Here is a 16,011-nt window from a genome sequence, read left to right on the forward strand (position 1 = left end):
TATTTTACTGTAGTGCTCAAGGATGTTGAACTGCGCCGGACCAGCCTGCGCGACCAGGCGCTGGGCGTGATCAGGGAGGCGCTGATCACCGGGCGGATCGTGCCCGGCAGCGTGCACTCCGCGTCAGGGCTGGCCGCCGAGCTGGGGGTGTCCACCAGCCCGGTCCGGGAGGCGATGCTCGCGCTGGTCGACGCCGGGCTGATGGAGCCGGTGCCCAACAAGGGCTTCCGCGCCGTCACGCTGACCGAGCGGGACCTGCGCGAGATCGTCGAGCTGCGGACGCTGCTGGAGCCGCCGGCGATGGGCAAGGTGGCCGACCTGGACCTGACCCACCGGGCCGCGCACTACACCGAGCTGGTCGACGCCATCGAGGCCACCGCCGCCGCCGGGGACGTGCCGGGCAACCTGCGGGCCGACCGGGAGTTCCACCTCGGGCTGCTCGCCGAGGGCGGCAACCGCCGGCTGGTCGACACCGTGGCCCGGCTGCGCGACCAGACCCGGCTGTTCAACCTGCCCGCCCTGGCCGGCACCGACCTGCTCATCGGCGCCGCCGCCGAACACCGCCCGCTGCTGGCCGCCGTGCTCGCCCACGATGCCGACCTCGCCGAGGAGCTGACCCGCCGGCACCTGGACCACATCCTCACCGAATGGGCACCTCCAGCCGCGCGACCAGCCCGCCGCCGTCCCGGGCGGACAGGGTGAGCTGACCGTTCATCCCGCCGACCAGCTGCGCCACGATCCACAGCCCGAGCCCGGCGGTGCCGCGCCGGTCGCCGACGCTGACGTACTTGCGGGACACCTCGCCGAGCTGGTCGGGCGGCAGCCCCGGGCCTCGGTCGCGGACCTCGGCGACCAGCCGCCCCGGCTCGCCGGACAGGTGCAGCTCGACCGGCCCGGTCCCGCTGTGCCGGGCGGCGTTCTCGGCCAGGTTGGTCAGCACCCGCCGCAGCCGCTGCGGGTCGCTCCATACGGTGGCCCCGTCCGGGGTGACGGTGCGGACCCGCCGCTGCGGAGGGATGCCCGCCGCGTCCAGCACCACCTCGGCCAGGTCGGCCAGCGCCACCGTCCGCTCCCGTGGCCGCCCGACCGGGCTGCCGTCCGCGATGGCCAGGTCGGCCAGGTTGTCCAGCATGTCGCGCAGGTGCTCGGCGTGCGCGGCGACCAGCGAGGCCGCCTTGGCCGCCGACGGCCCGGCGAGCCGACCGGAGGCCAGGTCGCGGCTCAGCGCCGTCATCGACGTGACCGGCGTGCGGAACTCGTGCAGGATCACCCGCAGCCCGTCGTGCCGGGCCTGCTGCGACTCCAGCAGCCGCGCCCGCAGGTCGCGCTCCTCCAACAGCGCCTCGTGCTCGGCGATGGCCTCCGCCCGCGAGCGCGCCGTCACGTCGAACTGCTCCTCGAGCAGCTTGCGGAACACCTCGACGAGCACGGCGGCGGCCAGCAGGTACCCGGCCCACCACAGCCCGCGCGCCACCCGCTCGCCGACCGGCATGGTCCCGCTGGAGAGCAGGATGGCCGCCGTGTACCCGAGGCCGAGGCCGACCGCGACCGGGTAGCCCTGGCGCCCGCCCAGCCCGGCCGCGATCACGATCAGCGGCAGCGCCGCGACCAGCGGGGTCTCCGCGCCGCCGAGCAACCCGCAGGCGATCAGCGCGAACACCGAGTCGGCCAGCGAGACCGACCAGGCCGGCGGCGCCCACGGCCCGCGCAGCGCCAGCCAGCCCATCAGCACCGAGTAGACGGCGCCGGCCCCGATCAGCGCCCACGCCCACGGCCGGTGCGGCTGGGCGAGCCGTTCGTCGGCCGCCACCATGACCACCCAGGTGACCACCACGGCGGCCCGCACGACCACCACGGTGAGCCGTTCGCGCGGGTCGAGCAGGCCGGTCAGTCCGGTCGACGGCCACGTCCAGGTCCGTTCCTGCTCGGCAGTGCGCATGCCGCAGTGTCCTCCGGGTTGGCCCGGCGGGGCCATGGGTGGCGCGGACGGCCCGCGCGGTCGCCGACCGCCTGTGTGATGATCCACTCTGCCCACCCCGTACCCAACGAGGAGTACAGACGCCATGGCGATCGACCGGATCATCGAACACAACAAGCGCACCGGGTTCGCCAGCCTCAGCCCGGGCGGGCTGCGCATGGACTCGTTCCCGATGCGGCTGTTCCGCAAGGGCAACAAGAAGTTCTGGAACCCCGAGGACATCGACTTCTCGAAGGACGCCGAGGACTTCGCGGCGATGACCGACGACGAGCGGCTGATGGCCGGCTCGCTGGCCGCGCAGTTCATGGCGGGCGAGGAGTCGGTGACCCAGGACATCCAGCCGTTCATGCAGGCCATGGCGGCCGAGGGCCGGATGGCGGACGAGGCGTACCTGGCCCAGTTCGCGTTCGAGGAGGCCAAGCACATGCAGGGCTTCCGGCTCTGGTGCGACGCCGTCGGCCTGAACGAGGACCTGCACGAGCACACCGACTACGGCGAGGCCTACGACCTGATCTTCAAGGTGGAGCAGCCGAAGGCGATGTACGCCCTGCTGGACGACCCGTCGCCGGCCGCCCAGGTCCGGGCCTCGGTGACCTACAACCACATCGTGGAGGGTTGCCTCGCGCTGACCGGCTACTACGGCTGGGCCCAGGTCTGCTCCAGCCGCAACCTGCTGCCCGGCATGCAGCAGCTGATCAAGCACATCAGCGACGACGAGCGCCGGCACATGGCCTGGGGCACCTTCACCTGCCGCCGCCACGTGGCCGCCGACGACGCGAACTGGACGGTCGTCGAGCAGCGCATGGCCGAGCTGATGGGTCCGGCGCTCCAACTGACCAGCGAGGGCTACAACCGGTACGAGGGCCGGCCGGTCCCGTTCGGCATCGACCCCGAGGAGATGACCAAGTACGCCGCCGACAAGCTCTCCCGCCGGCTGGAGTCCATCCAGGGCGCCCGGGGCCGCGACGTCTACGAGATCGACGAGGACTACTCGCCGATGGAGCTGGAGGACCGGTTCGGCGAGGAGGACGCCGAGGCTCACCGCCGCGCCCTCGCCACCGCCGTGAGCGGCTAGGGCCGTCATAGCGGCCCTGGCCACTCACGGGTCGTTCAGCAGGCCGTAGTGGCCGGCCAGGGCGGCGGCCTCGATGCGGTTGGGGACGGCGAGCTTGTGCAGCAGGGTGGCCACCATGCGCTTGGCGGTGCGCTCGGAGACGTAGAGGCGGGCGGCGATGTCCGAGGTCTCCAGGCCGCGCGCGATCAGGACCCACAGCGCGCGGTCCTGGGTGTCGAGGCGTTCGAGCAGCTCGTCGGGGGGCTTGCGGGCGGAGGCGAGCAGGGCGTCCAGCAGCGGCGCGGGCATCACGCACAGCCCGGAGGCGACCGTGAGCAGGGGAGCGATCAGCACGTCGGGGTCGGCGGACTTGGGCAGGAAGCCGTCGGCCCCGGCGCGCAGCGCCCGCTCGGCCAGCGCGAGGTCGTCGGAGCCGGACAGCGCCAGCACCCTGGTCGCCGGGCGGCGCTGCTTGACCTGGCGGATCGCGGCGGCGCCGCCCAGCGGGGGCATGGCCAGGTCGACGATGGCCAGGTCGGCCGCGCACGCATCCACCAGTGCGGCGGCCTCCTCGACCCGGGTGGTCGCCCCGCCGACGGTGAAGCGGTCACCCGCCCTGTTCTCCAGCAGCAGCGCGAGCCCCTGTGCGAACAGCTCGTGGTCGTCGACGATCACGACGACCAGCCGCTCGTTCACCCGCGCTAGCGTCCCACAGGACCCTCATAGGCGCAGAGTCTTGCCGATCACGTCGAGCATGATCTCGTCGGTGCCGGCGCCGATCCGGTAGAGCCGGATGTCGCGCAGCACCCGGGACACGTCGTACTCCTCCATGTACCCGGCCCCGCCGTGGATCTGGACGCACTGGTCGGCGACGTCCCACGCGGTCTGGGTGGCCAGCAGCTTGCACATGGAGATCTCGCGCACCGGGTAGTCGCCCCTGGCGTAGCCGCGCGCGGTCTGGTAGATCAGCGCCCTGGCCGCCTCCAGGCGGGTGGCCATGTCGGCGAACTTGTGCCGGATCGCCTGGTGCTGGCCGAGCGGGCGGCCGAACGTCTGGCGGGTCCGGGCGTAGTCGAGCGTCTTGTCGAAGGCGTACTGCCCATACGCCAGGCAGCCGGCGGCGCCGATCAGCCGCTCGGCCTGCAGCTCCCACATGATGTGCTCGAAGCCCTCGTTGACGGTGCCGAGCACGGCGGAGTCGTCCACCCACACGTCGTCGAAGGACAGCAGCGCGGTGTCCGAGGCGTGCATGCCCAGCTTGCGCAGCCGCCGTGCCCTGGTCACCCCCGGCGCGTCCATCGGCACCAGGAACAGGGTGAAGCCGTGGTGGCCGGCCGCCGGGTCGGTCTTGGTGACCAGCAGGATCATGTCGCTGCGGTGGCCGTTGGTGATGAACGTCTTGGACCCGTTGATCAGCCAGCCGCCGTCGCGGCGCACCGCCCTGGTCTTGATGGCGGCCACGTCGGAGCCGGCGTCGGGCTCGGTGATGCCCAGCGAGTAGATCGTCTCGCCGGCCACCCCGGGCCGCACCCAGCGCCGCTTCTGCTCCTCGGTGCCGAACTGCAGGATCGGCGGCATGACCATGTCGGTGTGCACGGACAGCCCCATCAGGAACCCGCCGCTGCCGCCCCTGGCGAGCTCCTCGGCGAGCACCAGGTTGCAGAAGTAGTCGCCGCCCTGGCCGCCGTACTCCTCCGGCACCGACAGCCCCAGGAAACCGAGCTCACCCATCCGCCGCACGATCGAGTCCGGGAAGGTGTGCTCCTCCCACTCGGCCACGTGCGGCACCACCTCGCGGTCCACGAACGCCCGGATGGCCGCCCGCAGCGCCTGGTGCTCCTCGGTGAACACGGAGTGGTTGGTGTTGATCGGGTTCGTGAGGGTCATGGCCTCGGACCGCCCTGTCCGTGAGAAACCGCCACGGATCATGACCATAGTGCAGCCGGCGGTTTTTGCACGCCCTACTTCACAACGGCCTCGTAGACCGCGCGGGTGTACGCCTCGCTGCGCCCGGAGCCGATCACACCGGGGGCCATCCGGTTCATCATGTAGGAGATCGTCAGGCGCCGGTCGAGGTCCATGATGATCATCGATCCGCCCCAGCCGCCCCAGAAGCAGACCCGGCCGTCCGGGATGTAGGGGATCGTGTCGGGCCGGGGCAGCCCGAAGCCGATGCCCCAGCGCAGCGGCAGGCCGAGCACCAGGTCGACCCCGTCGGCCTGCTCCTCGAAGATCAGCTTGATGGTGTCGGGGGAGAGCAGCCCGACGCCGTCGACGGTGCCGCCCAGCGTGACGGCCGACAGGATGCGCGCCACCGACCGGGCGTTGCCGTGGCCGTTCAGCCCGCCCAGCTCGGCGCGCCGCCAGGCGTCGGTGTTGGCGGCGGCGGCGTTCAGGGGCGGAGCGGTGAAGGTCTTGGCCGCGACGCTGCGCTGGTCCAGGGCGGACAGGTCGAACGGCGGCGGCGGGACGATCTCGGCGATCCGGTGCAGGTCCTTCTCGCGCGCGCCGATCTGGAAGTCCGCGCCCAGCGGCGTGGCGATGTCGCTGGCGACGAAGTCGGTGAGGGTGTCGCCGGTGATGCGGTGGATCAGCTCGCCGACCAGGTGGCCCTGGTTCTGGGCGTGGTAGCCGGACGCGGACCCCGGCGGCCACCACGGACTCTGCGCGGCCAGCCGCGCGGTGGCGTACTCCCGGTCGTACAGGTCCTCGGTGGTGAACGGCCGCTCCCAGCCGGAGACCCCCGAGGTGTGCGCCAACAGGTGGCGGACCTCGACGTCCTGCTTGCCGTGCGCGCCGAACTCGGGCCAGTACCTGGCCACCGGCGAGTGCACGTCCAGCTCGCCGTCGTCGACCAGCATCAGCGCGGCCAGGTTCGTGACGGTCTTCGTCGTCGACCACACGTTGACGATGGTGTGCTCGGTCCACCGGCGGGCACGGGCCTCGTCCTGGAAGCCGCCCCACAGGTCGACGACCGTCTCGCCCTCGACGTCCACGACCAGCGACGCCCCCAGCTCCTCACCGGAGGCCAGGTTCGCCGCCAGCGCCTCCCGCACGCCGGAGAAACGATCACTGCACAGCCCCTGCACGAGCGGTTCGGCCATTGCCGCATCCCACCAGAGTTGTCGGTGCGGGCGCACTGCCGAGTCGGCATCACCGCCCAACCCCATCGGCATGGCACCGTTGATCATCTGGCACAAGCTGGTCCGCACGGCTTGATTCGTAACGCCGCGAGGACGACCGTGGTGAACCATGGCGGGGGAGTCCGTGACCGGCGACGGCATCGAGTGGGGGAGCCCGGCCGCGCGCGGGGTACTGGCCGCGACGGTGCTCGGCGCCGGCCTTGCGTTCCTGGACAGCACGATCATCAACGTGGCGCTGCCCGGGATCGGCGAGGAGCTGGGCGCCTCGGTGGCCGGGTTGCAGTGGATCCTGGACGGCTACCTGCTCGCGCTGGCGGCGCTGATCCTGATCGCGGGCGCGCTGTGTGACAGCTACGGGCGCCGTCGGGTGTTCGCCGTCGGGATCGTCTGGTTCGGGGTCGCGTCGGTGCTCTGCGGGCTGGCCGTCTCGACGGAGATGCTGGTCGCCGCGCGGGTGTTGCAGGGCGTCGGCGGCGCGCTGGTCACCCCGGGCGCGCTGGCCATCATCCAGGCGGCGTTCCAGCGGCGGGACCGGGCACGGGCCATCGGCGCCTGGTCGGGGCTGACCGGGCTGAGCGGCGCGGTGGGGCCGGTGGTGGGCGGGCTGCTGGTGCAGGTGTGGTCGTGGCGGCTGGCGTTCCTGATCAACGTTCCGCTGGCCGCGGTGGCGTTGTGGCTGGTCGTGCGGTACGTGCCCGATTCGTGCGACGCCGACCGGGGTCGGCGGCCCGAGTTGCTGGGCTCGGTGCTCGGCGCGGTCGGGCTGGCCGGGCTGACCGGCGCGCTGGTGGAGGCGCCCGCGCGCGGCCCACTCGACCCGCTGGTGGCCTCGGCCTCCGTGCTCGGCGTGGCCGCGCTGGCCGCGTTCGTGGTCAGGCAGCTGCGCGCCCGCGACCCGCTGGTGCCGCCCGGGCTGTTCGCCGACCGCACGTTCGTGCTCGCCAACGTCGTGTCGTTCGTCGTCTACGCGGCGCTGATGGGCGTGATGGTGCTGTTCATGCTGCAGCTGCAGGTCTCGCTGGGCTACTCGCCGGCCGCGTCCGGGCTGGCCGGGCTGCCGACCCCGGCGCTGCTGCTGGTGTTCTCGGCGCTGTCCGGGCGGCTGGCCCAGCGGTTCGGGCCGCGCTGGTTCGTGGTCGGCGGCGCGGCCGTGGTCGCGGCCGGGATGGCGCTGATGGCGCGGGTCTCGCCGGGGGCGACGTACCTGGGCACCGTGTTGCCGGCCATCCTCGTCTTCGGCATCGGGCTGGTGCTGGTGATCGCCCCGATGACCGCCACCGCGCTGGCCGCCGCCCCGGACCGCTACGCCGGCGTCGCGTCCGGGGTGAACAACGCCATCGGGCGCACCGGCGGCCTGCTCGCCGTCGCCGCGCTGCCGGCCGCCGCCGGCCTGACCGGCGCCGCCTACACCGACCCCGTCGCGCTGACCGACGGCTGGCGGACCGCGATGTGGATCTGCGCCGGGCTGTGCCTGGTCGGAGGGGCGCTGGCCGTCGGCATCCGCAACGATGTGCTCGCCGGGGCCCCGGCGGACGCGATGGTTGAGGCTCCCCGCCCCGGGGAGTGCCTGCACTGCGGGGTGGAGGGGCCGCCGACGCACGTCGTGCCGGGCAGGCGGTGAGCCGCTTGTCTACGGTATGGAGGTGAGCGCGCTCGTTCAGAGGGACCGGGCGCCGCGCGCGACCGTCGCCGCGGTGGTGCTGGCGGTGGTCGTGTTCGTGGCGGTGCTGCTGTGGTCGAAGTGGTTCCCGTACGTGGCGAAGGCCGTCGAGACCGGTCGGGCGCACGGCTGGTCCGGGTCGAACATCCTGGCCACCGGCGGGGTTCGTCCCGGCGACCCGCCGAGCTGGGACGCGGCGGTGTCGTTCCTCTGGGCGTACGCGTCGGCGGTGTGGAAGGCGCTGGTCGCCGCGCTGCTGATCAGCGCCTCGCTGCAGGCGCTGGTGCCTCGGGCCTGGCTGTTGCGGGCGTTGAACCGGCGTGGACGGTTTGCCAGCGCGCTGGCCGGCGGGGTGGCGAGTTCGCCGTCGATGATGTGCACCTGCTGCACGGCGCCGGTGGCCGTCACGCTGCGGCGCAACGGCGTGTCCACGGCCGCGGCGGTGGCGTACTGGCTGGGCAACCCGCTGCTCAACCCGGCGGTGCTGGTGTTCCTGCTGCTGGTGGCGCCGTGGCAGTGGACGGCCACCCGCCTGGTCGTCGGTGCGTTGACGGTGTTCGCGGGCGCGGCGCTGGTGGCGATGGTCGCCGACCGGCCCGGGCGCGCGCCGGTGCCGGTGCCGCCGGACCCCGAGCCGGTCGCAGGCGGCGCGGGCATCGCCCGTCGGTTCGTGGGCTCGTTGTCGAAGCTGGCGCTCGTGCTCGTCCCGGAGTACCTGGTGATGGTGCTGCTGGTCGGCGCGTTCCGGGGCTGGCTGCTGGGCGTGGGCGGGCTGGCGGCCGGCGTGCTCGCCGTGCTCGTGGTCGCGGTGGTCGGGACGCTGGCGGTGATCCCGACCGCGGGCGAGATCCCGATCGCGCAGGGCCTGGCGCTGATCGGGGTGTCGACCGGCGTGCTCGGCGCGCTGCTGATCACGCTGCCGGCTGTGAGCGCGCCCGGGGTCGCCATGGTGGCGCGGAGCTTCGGCTGGCGGGCCACGGTGGCGACCACCGTGCTGGTGATCGTCGCGGGCGTGCTCGGCGGCGCGATGTTGTCGCTGGTGACGAACTAGGCCCATGTGGTCAGGCCGATGACCTCGCGCGCGATATCGGTAACGCCGCGACCATCGGTGGCGACGCGGTGCACCCATTCGGGCGTGACCTCGTCCAGTTCGCGCGCGACCAGGTTGCTGCGTTCGACGTGCCACTCCAGCGCGCTTCCTATCTCGCGGCCGCTCAGCCTGTGACGCGCTGTCGCGTCCGTCGCCGTCAGCAATACGGCGGTGACCCGAGGATTATCGCCCATTGCCGTCGTCAGCTCGTCGACGACCCGGACGCTGGCGGTGTTCGTATAAATCATCCGTTGATACCCGATCGCCCGGTAATTGGTCCACATCGCGGCCAGGTTGCGTTCCGCGAGGCTGTGCTCCCAGGGTGGCGGGTGTGCCTGGTCCAGGTTGTCGCCCTCGATGAGACAGTGCTTGACGTCGAGGCGAGCGAGCTGCGCGTGAATCTCGTATCCCACGCTCGTCTTGCCGACACCGGACCGGCCGCCGATGAGAAGTAGCTCACTCACCTTGTTATCCAGAGACCCGTGCTATTTGCATGTATCGGATTCTAGTGGCGATGTCGAGACGATTGCGCGGCTGGAGAACGAGCGGTTCGAGTCGGTGGTGGCCGGCAATTTCGACAGGCTGGCGGAGCTGTGTCATCCCGAGTTGGCGTATACCCACACCAATGGCGCGACCGACACCTACGAGTCGTAGGCTGCTCGCGTTCCACCCGACGCCGAGGGCCTGACGGCCCGGACGATGTGGTGACCAGGTGCCCGCCGATGAACCCGCCGGCCCCGGTGACCCTTGCGCGCCGCTCGTCCTCGGTGAAAGTGGTTTGCGTTCGGGCGTGGGCCGCCTGTTACCGTGCGCCCGTGGCACCCGAGTGCTCCGAGACGCCGAAGGCGTCCTAGCTACCCCGCCCCGGCCCCGTCCGCGTCGATGGGGCCGCTTTGGCGTGCTCTGCTCGAACCACGATCCAGGAGTCCCTCGTGGGTGCGCTCACCCTCAGTTCCGTCGATGTCGCCCTGGTCATCAGGCCCGAGGTGGGACGGGATCCGCCGAACCTCGCGGCCCCGTCAACCAGTCCACCTCGACCAAGGGAACCACCGTGTCCAGCTCAATGTTTCGGAAGAAGTCGCGCGCGAGGGTCAGGCACCACCGCGCGCGGTGGAACGCGAAGATCTCCGCGCCCCGGCTCACCCGCTGCCGCAACCCGGCCTGCGGCGAGCCCAAGCCACAGCACATGGCCTGCCCGGCCTGTGGCCAGTACAAGGGCCGCCAGGTGATCGACCCCGCGTGATCTCCGCCCGGCGCGCGCCCGCGTCCCGATTTGGAAAGGCGCGGGCGCGCGCCGTCCCAGCCGCGGAATTGGTTCTCTCTTTGCCGCACATGTCGTTCTCGGCGATCAGGGTCATCAGCCTGACACAAATGGCATCCGGCCGTTGGGGTAGCGGCCCCCGATGCATCCGGGGGCCGCTACCAGCCTCACCGTCGAGGCGTCGTTATTGGATCAGTAGCTCACGGCGGTCACGCCCGACCCGCCGGAGCTCGAGGCGTTGCACTGCATGTTGCCGTCGCCCGAGCCGTTGCCCAGGATCCCGATCCCGCCGGCGATCGCAATCAGGCACCATCCCTCCGCGGTGCCGGCCTTGCCGCCGGAACCACCGATGACGACGACGTAGTTGTCGCGGTGCTGGCCACCCTTGCCGCCGGACTTGCCATGCGCAAGCGCGGTGGCTCCGAACAGCGCGGACCCGCTGGCCGCCAGGGCGATCGCGACAACCGCAACGGCGGCCCGTCGCCCGATCTTACGAATCATCAGTCCCATCTCCATTCGACAGTCGAGGTGGCTTCTCACCTCAACCGGGGAGGCAGATCTAATGCCGTTCGGATCGAGTTGTCCACATAAGGTTCACCGCCACTTCCAAAAATTACCTCGTGGAGTGATCCCCGCCGGGTGACGAACCATTCCTTCGGGTGGTGGTCCCTATCGGCGACGCGAGGTGGCCGACGTCTTCCGTCATCGCCGCCTCGGGAGCCTCGAACGTTGAGCGCGGTGTTTACCGGCCGTCCGTGTTTTGACGAACAATGCGTATTGCGGTGCACTCTATTCGTTTACCGAATGCGAATTCGTCACGAGGGACGGACGGGAGGCACGGTGAACGTCGAAGAGGCCGAGGCGTACCTGGCCCGCCCGGGTTCGTCGGCGTCGTGGTGCATGCTCCTTCCATTGAGGCCCACACGCCCCCATCGAGGCGGTGTCCGTCGTCGCCTCGGTCGGTGGTGACAGTCGGGCCGGTGGTTACTCGATTCGGCCCGCCGAGGCGGGGGTAGTGCTGCATGCTCGGCGCATGGAACTCACACCTACCGGTTGGGTGGCGAACTACCGGACCACGCTCTCTGATGGCCGGGTGATTGCCCAGCAGCGAGATGTCGAGTCGTTCGATGCCGACGGGGACGCGATGGTGGTGGACGCGGAGCGCGCGGTGTTGTGCCGTGCTCGTGACGTGCCGGGGTTTGTCGGCCTGCGGCATGCCGAGAGGTTCGTAGTCAGCGTTCTGCCGGCCGAACCGGGGTGGCGCGTGGTGCGCAGGGGGGTCGATGAGAAGTGGACGCGGATCATCGCGTGGCTGGTCACTGAGCGAGGGGTGGCCTATCCGATGATCCCGGACTGGGAGTGGGGCACCCTCGCGTTGTTCGATGACCGCTTAGGGCGCATGCACGGCCCAGACCTGGAGGTGCGCCATGACGGCGCCGAATCCGAGTGAGAGCGACCCCAAGGGAGCGGCAAGGGAGCGAAGGGAGAGCGCCTCCCAGTGACCCGCACCCTTCGCTCTCTTGGGCGGAGAGCTGCCAGGAGACGTGATCGGTAGGCCGTATCCCTCGCTACGGGTCGGCGCTCGACGCCGGCAACGTCCGGCGAGCCTTCCGCAAGGTGGTGGACGCGGCCGGCCTGGTCGGCGCGGACTGGACACCGCGCGAGCTACGGCACAGCTGCGGCCCCGTGGTCGACGACGGCGCGACGGTGATGGACCGGATCCTGCCGGTGAGCGCAGTCAGGCAGTTAGTCAGGCACATACAGGTCAGGCCCCGTCCGGACGATCACGGAAGGGGCCTGACCTGCGTACCTGCTGGTGGGCGATACTGGGATTGAACCAGTGACCTCTTCCGTGTCAACAAGGTTCGGCTGGCCTCGGCACCTGGTACTGAGGTCGAACATGCAGGTCGGGACGTTGGTCTGTGTTGGTTTACCGCAGTGGTGATGGCCCCGGATTTCAAGATCGTCTCCCAAGTCTCTCCCAGGCGGGGCTGCGCCAAGACTTCGGTCGGTCTGGACGTCATCAAAGGGCGTCCGGATCTTCGCACGGGGACAGGGCGTACGCCGGCACGAGCTGCTGTCGCCAGAACACTGACTCTGTCCCGCCGTTGGCGTAGTGGACGTGGAAGTCGACGACCCCGACCCAGTCGCCACGGCAGCTGCGGCGCCAGCCGGTCAGGACCCCTTGGGTTCGACCGGACAGGTCGAGGCCACCGACTACGGCCTGTCCCCGGATCTCGGGATCGGGGGGAACCAACTTCTCCAGGTCGACCCATACTGCCTGCGCGCGTGGCGCGATCAGCTGGACGGGGGCGTCGGCGGCCGCCGAAGGAAGCACCTCCCAGCCTGGCTCAATCGAACACACGTTCGACATCATGCTCCTGGTGCCGAGCTGCCGCAACCGGCCTGGCCAGTGCGGTTGGCCCGACAGCCTGCGCACGCCATTCACCGCGCCAGTGACCCCGCCATCCACCCCGCCATCCACCCCGCCATCCACCTCGCCGCTCGTTGGCGGGGTGAATGGCGGACCAGTGGCGCGCGAAACCGCTGATCAGGGCATGCAGAGGGTCGCACTGTGCGCCCCGTGTATAAGGGGAGGTCCCTCCGCGAGCGTGCCATCGCGCTCACCCAACGACCGCTCGGCCGCATTTCCGCGCGAGAATCTTGCGGGGGCCATGTCTGAAAACGGGCCGAAAACAGGAGTTAGGGGTGCCGCACATCTGTGACCCAGCAACGGGCGCGTTGGTGCAGGGTGCTTCGGCAAAGTGGCCCCGCGGGGGGCGGCGTTCTGCCAGGCTTACGGCTATGTCGCTCTGGACGGAGTGGACCTCAGCGCGGGCATGGGCTCAGGCGTTGACCGCGTGGGACCAGCGGGTGTTCCCCTCGCGGTGGCCCCCGGGCGATCCCGCCGAGCGGCAGGCGGAGCTGGTTGAGCTGCTTCTCGCCTACGCGATCGAGGCGGCCGGCCGGCTCAGCCGCAAGCCCGCCGCCGCGCCGTCGCCGGCAGGGCTGGTGCGGGTGCGGCTGGAGCTGATCAGCGTGCTACTCGCCCCCGACACGGCGCGGGCGCTGGTGCACAACGGCGCCTCGCTGGGACCGATCGGCCACCAGCCTGGACTTGAGATCGTTGGCCGGGCGCTGTGTGTGAGCGGGGAGCCGGAGCGGTGGCGCGAGCTGGCGCGTCGCGCGGCCGAGGTGATCGCCGCCCACCACGACGACAGCCGGACAGGTGACGCGTTCGATCCGATGCTCGAACTCGGCGACCGCAGCGTGCCGATGGCCGAGCTGCACAGATCCCACGCGCTGCGACCCGACCAGCTCCTGATCACCACCGACTGGCCCACCTGGCCCCTTCTTCCCGACCGGGGATGATGCCGGCGTGATGGGTGAGCTGGACTTCCCGGCGCGGCGTGCACGAGCGCTGGAGTGGATGCACCTGGCCGAGAAGCAGCTGCGGTCCTACGAGTGGGAGCCCACCGACCTGGAGGCGGCGATCGCCGAGCAGCTGATGCGCGCCGTGCCTTGCCCGACGCGGACGCCGCCCCCGTACGTGGGGGAGGAGTTGTGGGCGCGGCTGCTGCGGTTGTCGGGCTGGGCGCCGGTGCTGCGGCTGGCGATGATGGCCGGCGGCTGGCAGCTACAGGTCGATGACGACGACCAGGTCGTCGAGATCGGCTCGCCTGAGCCCGGGGTGAAGGCCACCCTGGAGCGGCTGCTCGCGGCGGTGTACCTGCTCGCCGACATCGTCGAGGAGTGGAACCGCGACCACAACGACCAGCGCGGGAGAGTCCCGAACGAGCGCGCCGCGGCCGGCGTGATGACCCAGCAGGTCCCCGGCCTCGTCGAGCACCTGGCCGCCGCCGAGCGGTTCTTCATCGGCCCCGGCTCGGTCCGTGAGATGTTCGCCGTCATCGCAACCGGCCTCGTCGACTAGCGATACGGCGAAAGCCGGAGTTCTGAGGGTAGCGTGACGGTCGTGACACTTGAGCAGGCGGTACGGGTGGCAGAGCACTTTGTCGCCCCACTCGGTAGGCGCTGGTTGCATGTTCAGGCAGTCGCGGCCAGAGCTACCGGTTTGACTGCCGCAGTCCGATCGGACCAGCGAGACGACTTGGTCGCCGCAGCCTGGCTGCATGACATCGGGTACTCGCCAGAAATCGGGCACACGCGATTTCACCCGCTCGATGGAGCGCGATATCTACGAGATTCTGGCTGGCCACCCCTTGTCGTGCAACTCGTTGCGCATCACTCCGGAGCGCGATTCGAGGCAATCGAGCGGGGACTTTCCAAGCAACTACTTGCCGATTTTCCATTCGAGGACTCACCTAGTCTTGACGCGTTGGCAACTGCTGATCTAACAACAGGTCCCGGCGGTGAGGCAGTAACGTACGAAGAGCGAATCAGTGAGATCTTGTCGCGTTATTCCCCTGATGACCCAGTGCATCGAGCGTGGCTGAGAGCCCAACCCGTACTCGCCGAAAGTATTGAACGAACGTTCCGTCGCATGCGGAACGCTCAGCCCAAGTAGGGGCCAGTGCGCGTCTCGTCGAGCGCGTGCTCGATCCTCAGGCGCATTGAAGGATGAATTCTGAGTTCGCGGATCTTGTTTCCTTCGACCCATGCAACGGCCTTAGTTTCGATGCCATCCTTTCGAACATTACCGCCAATGACGTGACCTCTGAAACAGAGTGAAAACTGCTGTCGAACTTCTCCATCGTCGTACTTCATCACATGTCGCGGGTCGGTGTACGTGCCGATCAGGCCTGTAATCTCGACGTCAACCCCTGTCTCTTCCTTGACTTCGCGGACGGCCGTGTCAACAATACTTTCTCCGGGATCGTGCCCGCCTCCCGGAAGTGCCCAGTAGTCATTATCGATCTTATGAATAAGCAGCAAGGCTCCGAACTCGTTCTGCACGGCAACCGTAACGGAAGGCACCACGCTGTTGATGGCTGGCGCATTTGGGTCATTGAAGTAGTCAACTCGGGCCATCTAATTGCTTCCCTCTCGGGTTTCGGGCACGGCGAGCTGCCATACTCGCTCGAACGACTCAAGATAGTGTTCCCACATTAGTCCGCCATCAAGACGTCGCAAATGTAGAACTGGGTTCTGGCCAGCGAGGGCACCGTAAGCGTGCCCATTGATCAATGCCTGGTCGTCGAAACGATATATCGAATTGTAGAGGATGGTCCCATGAGTGCGAACCTGGACGTTCGGTAAGGTAACCACCTCCTGCAGGTAACGCCGCATCATCTGAACACGTCCTTCGAGGCCGCCAGTGGTCCCCTCTTCTTGAGCGCGTTGGATTACGGCGGCGGAGGTGTGGTCGCCAACGGCGAACCGGAATCGCACACCGGCCGCCGCCTTCGCGCGAATGACAGGTAGGAGATTGTGCTGCTCGACGAGGAACTGGCCTGAGAATACAAGTACATCGACTACGCGGTGTGCTGAGTGGATGAGTTCGGTCCAGATGTCGAACGGTACGGCTGACCGGGTCGGATAGAGGTGCACTAGCTCGCTTTCGCTGGTAGGACGTGTCCGCACGTCGCCAGCGAGCGACGGCCAGAGGTGCACCTCATCCACACTAAGCAACTGCACGAGTTGGATGCGGTTGGTCCGATGTGGAGTCCGCGTCTCATCACCAATCCAGCGTTCGACCGTCTTCGGGTCGACTCCCACCCGGCTGGAGACGTCCTCGATGGTCAGGCCACTGGCGTGGATCGCTGCTCGAAGTCGATCGTTCGCCACGTCATCCATCTTGACGTACTTGAGGACGTCCTGGGGACGTTGCAGACATTTCGTCCGTCGCTGAGACGTCTGGAACG

The 16,011-nt window shown here is 69.5% G+C and carries 18 protein-coding genes; 9 read left to right on the forward strand and 9 right to left on the reverse strand.

What is annotated here, in order from left to right:
- Nucleotides 1-12 precede the first annotated feature (12 nt).
- Nucleotides 13-702, forward strand: coding sequence for a GntR family transcriptional regulator (locus tag N912_RS54980; protein ID WP_211261413.1), 690 nt, complete (start codon nt 13-15; stop codon nt 700-702).
- Here N912_RS54980 and N912_RS0127615 read toward each other — a convergent pair.
- Nucleotides 641-1,939, reverse strand: coding sequence for a sensor histidine kinase (locus tag N912_RS0127615; RefSeq protein WP_028924947.1), 1,299 nt, complete (start codon nt 1,937-1,939; stop codon nt 641-643). The two genes, N912_RS54980 and N912_RS0127615, sit on opposite strands and share 62 nt — an antisense overlap.
- A 124-nt stretch (nt 1,940-2,063) precedes the next feature.
- Between N912_RS0127615 and N912_RS0127620 the strand changes: the two genes are divergently transcribed.
- Nucleotides 2,064-3,053: a R2-like ligand-binding oxidase gene (locus N912_RS0127620; RefSeq protein ID WP_028924948.1), complete on the forward strand. Its 990-nt coding sequence runs from the start codon at nt 2,064-2,066 to the stop codon at nt 3,051-3,053.
- A 24-nt stretch (nt 3,054-3,077) separates the two neighbouring features.
- On the opposite strand, the gene N912_RS0127625 is transcribed toward N912_RS0127620, so the two are convergent.
- The 3 genes from N912_RS0127625 to N912_RS0127635 all read right to left on the reverse strand — a co-directional run bounded on the left by N912_RS0127625 (nt 3,078) and on the right by N912_RS0127635 (nt 6,136).
- Nucleotides 3,078-3,728: a response regulator transcription factor gene (locus tag N912_RS0127625; RefSeq protein ID WP_028924949.1), complete on the reverse strand. Its 651-nt coding sequence runs from the start codon at nt 3,726-3,728 to the stop codon at nt 3,078-3,080.
- A gap of 24 nt (nt 3,729-3,752) precedes the next feature.
- Nucleotides 3,753-4,919: an acyl-CoA dehydrogenase family protein gene (locus N912_RS0127630; RefSeq protein WP_028924950.1), complete on the reverse strand. Its 1,167-nt coding sequence runs from the start codon at nt 4,917-4,919 to the stop codon at nt 3,753-3,755.
- 74 nt (nt 4,920-4,993) lie between these two features.
- The gene (locus tag N912_RS0127635) at nt 4,994-6,136 is read right to left on the reverse strand and encodes an EstA family serine hydrolase (RefSeq protein ID WP_028924951.1); all 1,143 of its coding nucleotides are present in this window, start codon (nt 6,134-6,136) and stop codon (nt 4,994-4,996) included.
- Between the two features lie 148 nt (nt 6,137-6,284).
- Here N912_RS0127635 and N912_RS0127640 point away from each other — a divergent pair, with 148 nt between their 5' ends.
- On the forward strand, nt 6,285-7,796 hold the full coding sequence (locus N912_RS0127640) for an MFS transporter (protein WP_037066764.1): 1,512 nt from the start codon (nt 6,285-6,287) through the stop codon (nt 7,794-7,796).
- 22 nt (nt 7,797-7,818) lie between these two features.
- Nucleotides 7,819-8,886 carry a permease gene (locus N912_RS0127645; protein WP_211261414.1) on the forward strand — a complete coding sequence of 356 codons (1,068 nt, stop codon included), beginning with the start codon at nt 7,819-7,821 and terminating at the stop codon, nt 8,884-8,886.
- On the opposite strand, the gene N912_RS0127650 is transcribed toward N912_RS0127645, so the two are convergent.
- A complete protein-coding gene (locus N912_RS0127650) occupies nt 8,883-9,389 on the reverse strand; it encodes a hypothetical protein (RefSeq protein ID WP_211261415.1) in 507 nt (168 codons plus the stop codon). The two genes, N912_RS0127645 and N912_RS0127650, sit on opposite strands and share 4 nt — an antisense overlap.
- Nucleotides 9,390-9,976: 587 nt before the next feature.
- Between N912_RS0127650 and rpmF the strand changes: the two genes are divergently transcribed.
- Nucleotides 9,977-10,168: a 50S ribosomal protein L32 gene (rpmF, locus tag N912_RS62385; protein ID WP_425415321.1), complete on the forward strand. Its 192-nt coding sequence runs from the start codon at nt 9,977-9,979 to the stop codon at nt 10,166-10,168.
- A gap of 210 nt (nt 10,169-10,378) precedes the next feature.
- Here the strand turns inward: rpmF and N912_RS0127660 are convergent, their stop codons facing one another.
- Nucleotides 10,379-10,702 (reverse strand): hypothetical protein, encoded by a 324-nt coding sequence (locus tag N912_RS0127660; protein ID WP_028924956.1) that lies wholly within the window; start codon nt 10,700-10,702, stop codon nt 10,379-10,381.
- Between the two features lie 424 nt (nt 10,703-11,126).
- Here N912_RS0127660 and N912_RS0127665 point away from each other — a divergent pair, with 424 nt between their 5' ends.
- Nucleotides 11,127-11,636, forward strand: a complete 510-nt coding sequence (locus tag N912_RS0127665) for a hypothetical protein (RefSeq protein ID WP_156994061.1) — start codon at nt 11,127-11,129, stop codon at nt 11,634-11,636.
- A 573-nt stretch (nt 11,637-12,209) separates the two neighbouring features.
- Here N912_RS0127665 and N912_RS60750 read toward each other — a convergent pair.
- Nucleotides 12,210-12,683 (reverse strand): hypothetical protein, encoded by a 474-nt coding sequence (locus tag N912_RS60750; RefSeq protein ID WP_051580862.1) that lies wholly within the window; start codon nt 12,681-12,683, stop codon nt 12,210-12,212.
- A 308-nt stretch (nt 12,684-12,991) separates the two neighbouring features.
- Here N912_RS60750 and N912_RS0127680 point away from each other — a divergent pair, with 308 nt between their 5' ends.
- From N912_RS0127680 to N912_RS62395, 3 genes are all read left to right on the forward strand, one after another.
- Nucleotides 12,992-13,558, forward strand: a complete 567-nt coding sequence (locus N912_RS0127680; protein WP_156994063.1) for a hypothetical protein — start codon at nt 12,992-12,994, stop codon at nt 13,556-13,558.
- Between the two features lie 7 nt (nt 13,559-13,565).
- A complete protein-coding gene (locus tag N912_RS0127685) occupies nt 13,566-14,120 on the forward strand; it encodes a hypothetical protein (protein WP_169747958.1) in 555 nt (184 codons plus the stop codon).
- A 66-nt stretch (nt 14,121-14,186) separates the two neighbouring features.
- The gene (locus N912_RS62395; RefSeq protein WP_342670879.1) at nt 14,187-14,714 is read left to right on the forward strand and encodes an HD domain-containing protein; all 528 of its coding nucleotides are present in this window, start codon (nt 14,187-14,189) and stop codon (nt 14,712-14,714) included.
- Here N912_RS62395 and N912_RS62400 read toward each other — a convergent pair.
- Both N912_RS62400 and N912_RS62405 read right to left on the reverse strand, forming a co-directional pair.
- Nucleotides 14,702-15,178 carry an NUDIX hydrolase gene (locus N912_RS62400; protein WP_037066773.1) on the reverse strand — a complete coding sequence of 159 codons (477 nt, stop codon included), beginning with the start codon at nt 15,176-15,178 and terminating at the stop codon, nt 14,702-14,704. The genes N912_RS62395 and N912_RS62400 overlap by 13 nt on opposite strands.
- Nucleotides 15,179-15,943, reverse strand: coding sequence for a helix-turn-helix domain-containing protein (locus tag N912_RS62405; protein ID WP_245645439.1), 765 nt, complete (start codon nt 15,941-15,943; stop codon nt 15,179-15,181).
- Between the last annotated feature and the right edge of the window lie 68 nt (nt 15,944-16,011).

Source organism: Actinospineispora acaciae DSM 45401 (assembly GCF_000620785.1).
Taxonomy (GTDB): domain Bacteria; phylum Actinomycetota; class Actinomycetes; order Mycobacteriales; family Pseudonocardiaceae; genus Pseudonocardia; species Pseudonocardia acaciae.

Excerpts from the sequence above, each read along its gene's own strand:
- N912_RS0127680 (WP_156994063.1), top strand. The coding sequence starts at position 12,992 with ATGTCGCTCTGGACGGAGTGGACCTCAGCGCGGGCATGGGCTCAGGCG.
- N912_RS0127630 (WP_028924950.1), bottom strand. The coding sequence starts at position 4,919 with ATGACCCTCACGAACCCGATCAACACCAACCACTCCGTGTTCACCGAG.
- N912_RS0127615 (WP_028924947.1), bottom strand. The coding sequence starts at position 1,939 with ATGCGCACTGCCGAGCAGGAACGGACCTGGACGTGGCCGTCGACCGGA.
- N912_RS0127635 (WP_028924951.1), bottom strand. The coding sequence starts at position 6,136 with ATGGCCGAACCGCTCGTGCAGGGGCTGTGCAGTGATCGTTTCTCCGGC.
- N912_RS0127620 (WP_028924948.1), top strand. The coding sequence starts at position 2,064 with ATGGCGATCGACCGGATCATCGAACACAACAAGCGCACCGGGTTCGCC.
- N912_RS62400 (WP_037066773.1), bottom strand. The coding sequence starts at position 15,178 with ATGGCCCGAGTTGACTACTTCAATGACCCAAATGCGCCAGCCATCAAC.
- N912_RS62405 (WP_245645439.1), bottom strand. The coding sequence starts at position 15,943 with ATGGATGACGTGGCGAACGATCGACTTCGAGCAGCGATCCACGCCAGT.
- N912_RS0127640 (WP_037066764.1), top strand. The coding sequence starts at position 6,285 with ATGGCGGGGGAGTCCGTGACCGGCGACGGCATCGAGTGGGGGAGCCCG.
- N912_RS0127660 (WP_028924956.1), bottom strand. The coding sequence starts at position 10,702 with ATGGAGATGGGACTGATGATTCGTAAGATCGGGCGACGGGCCGCCGTT.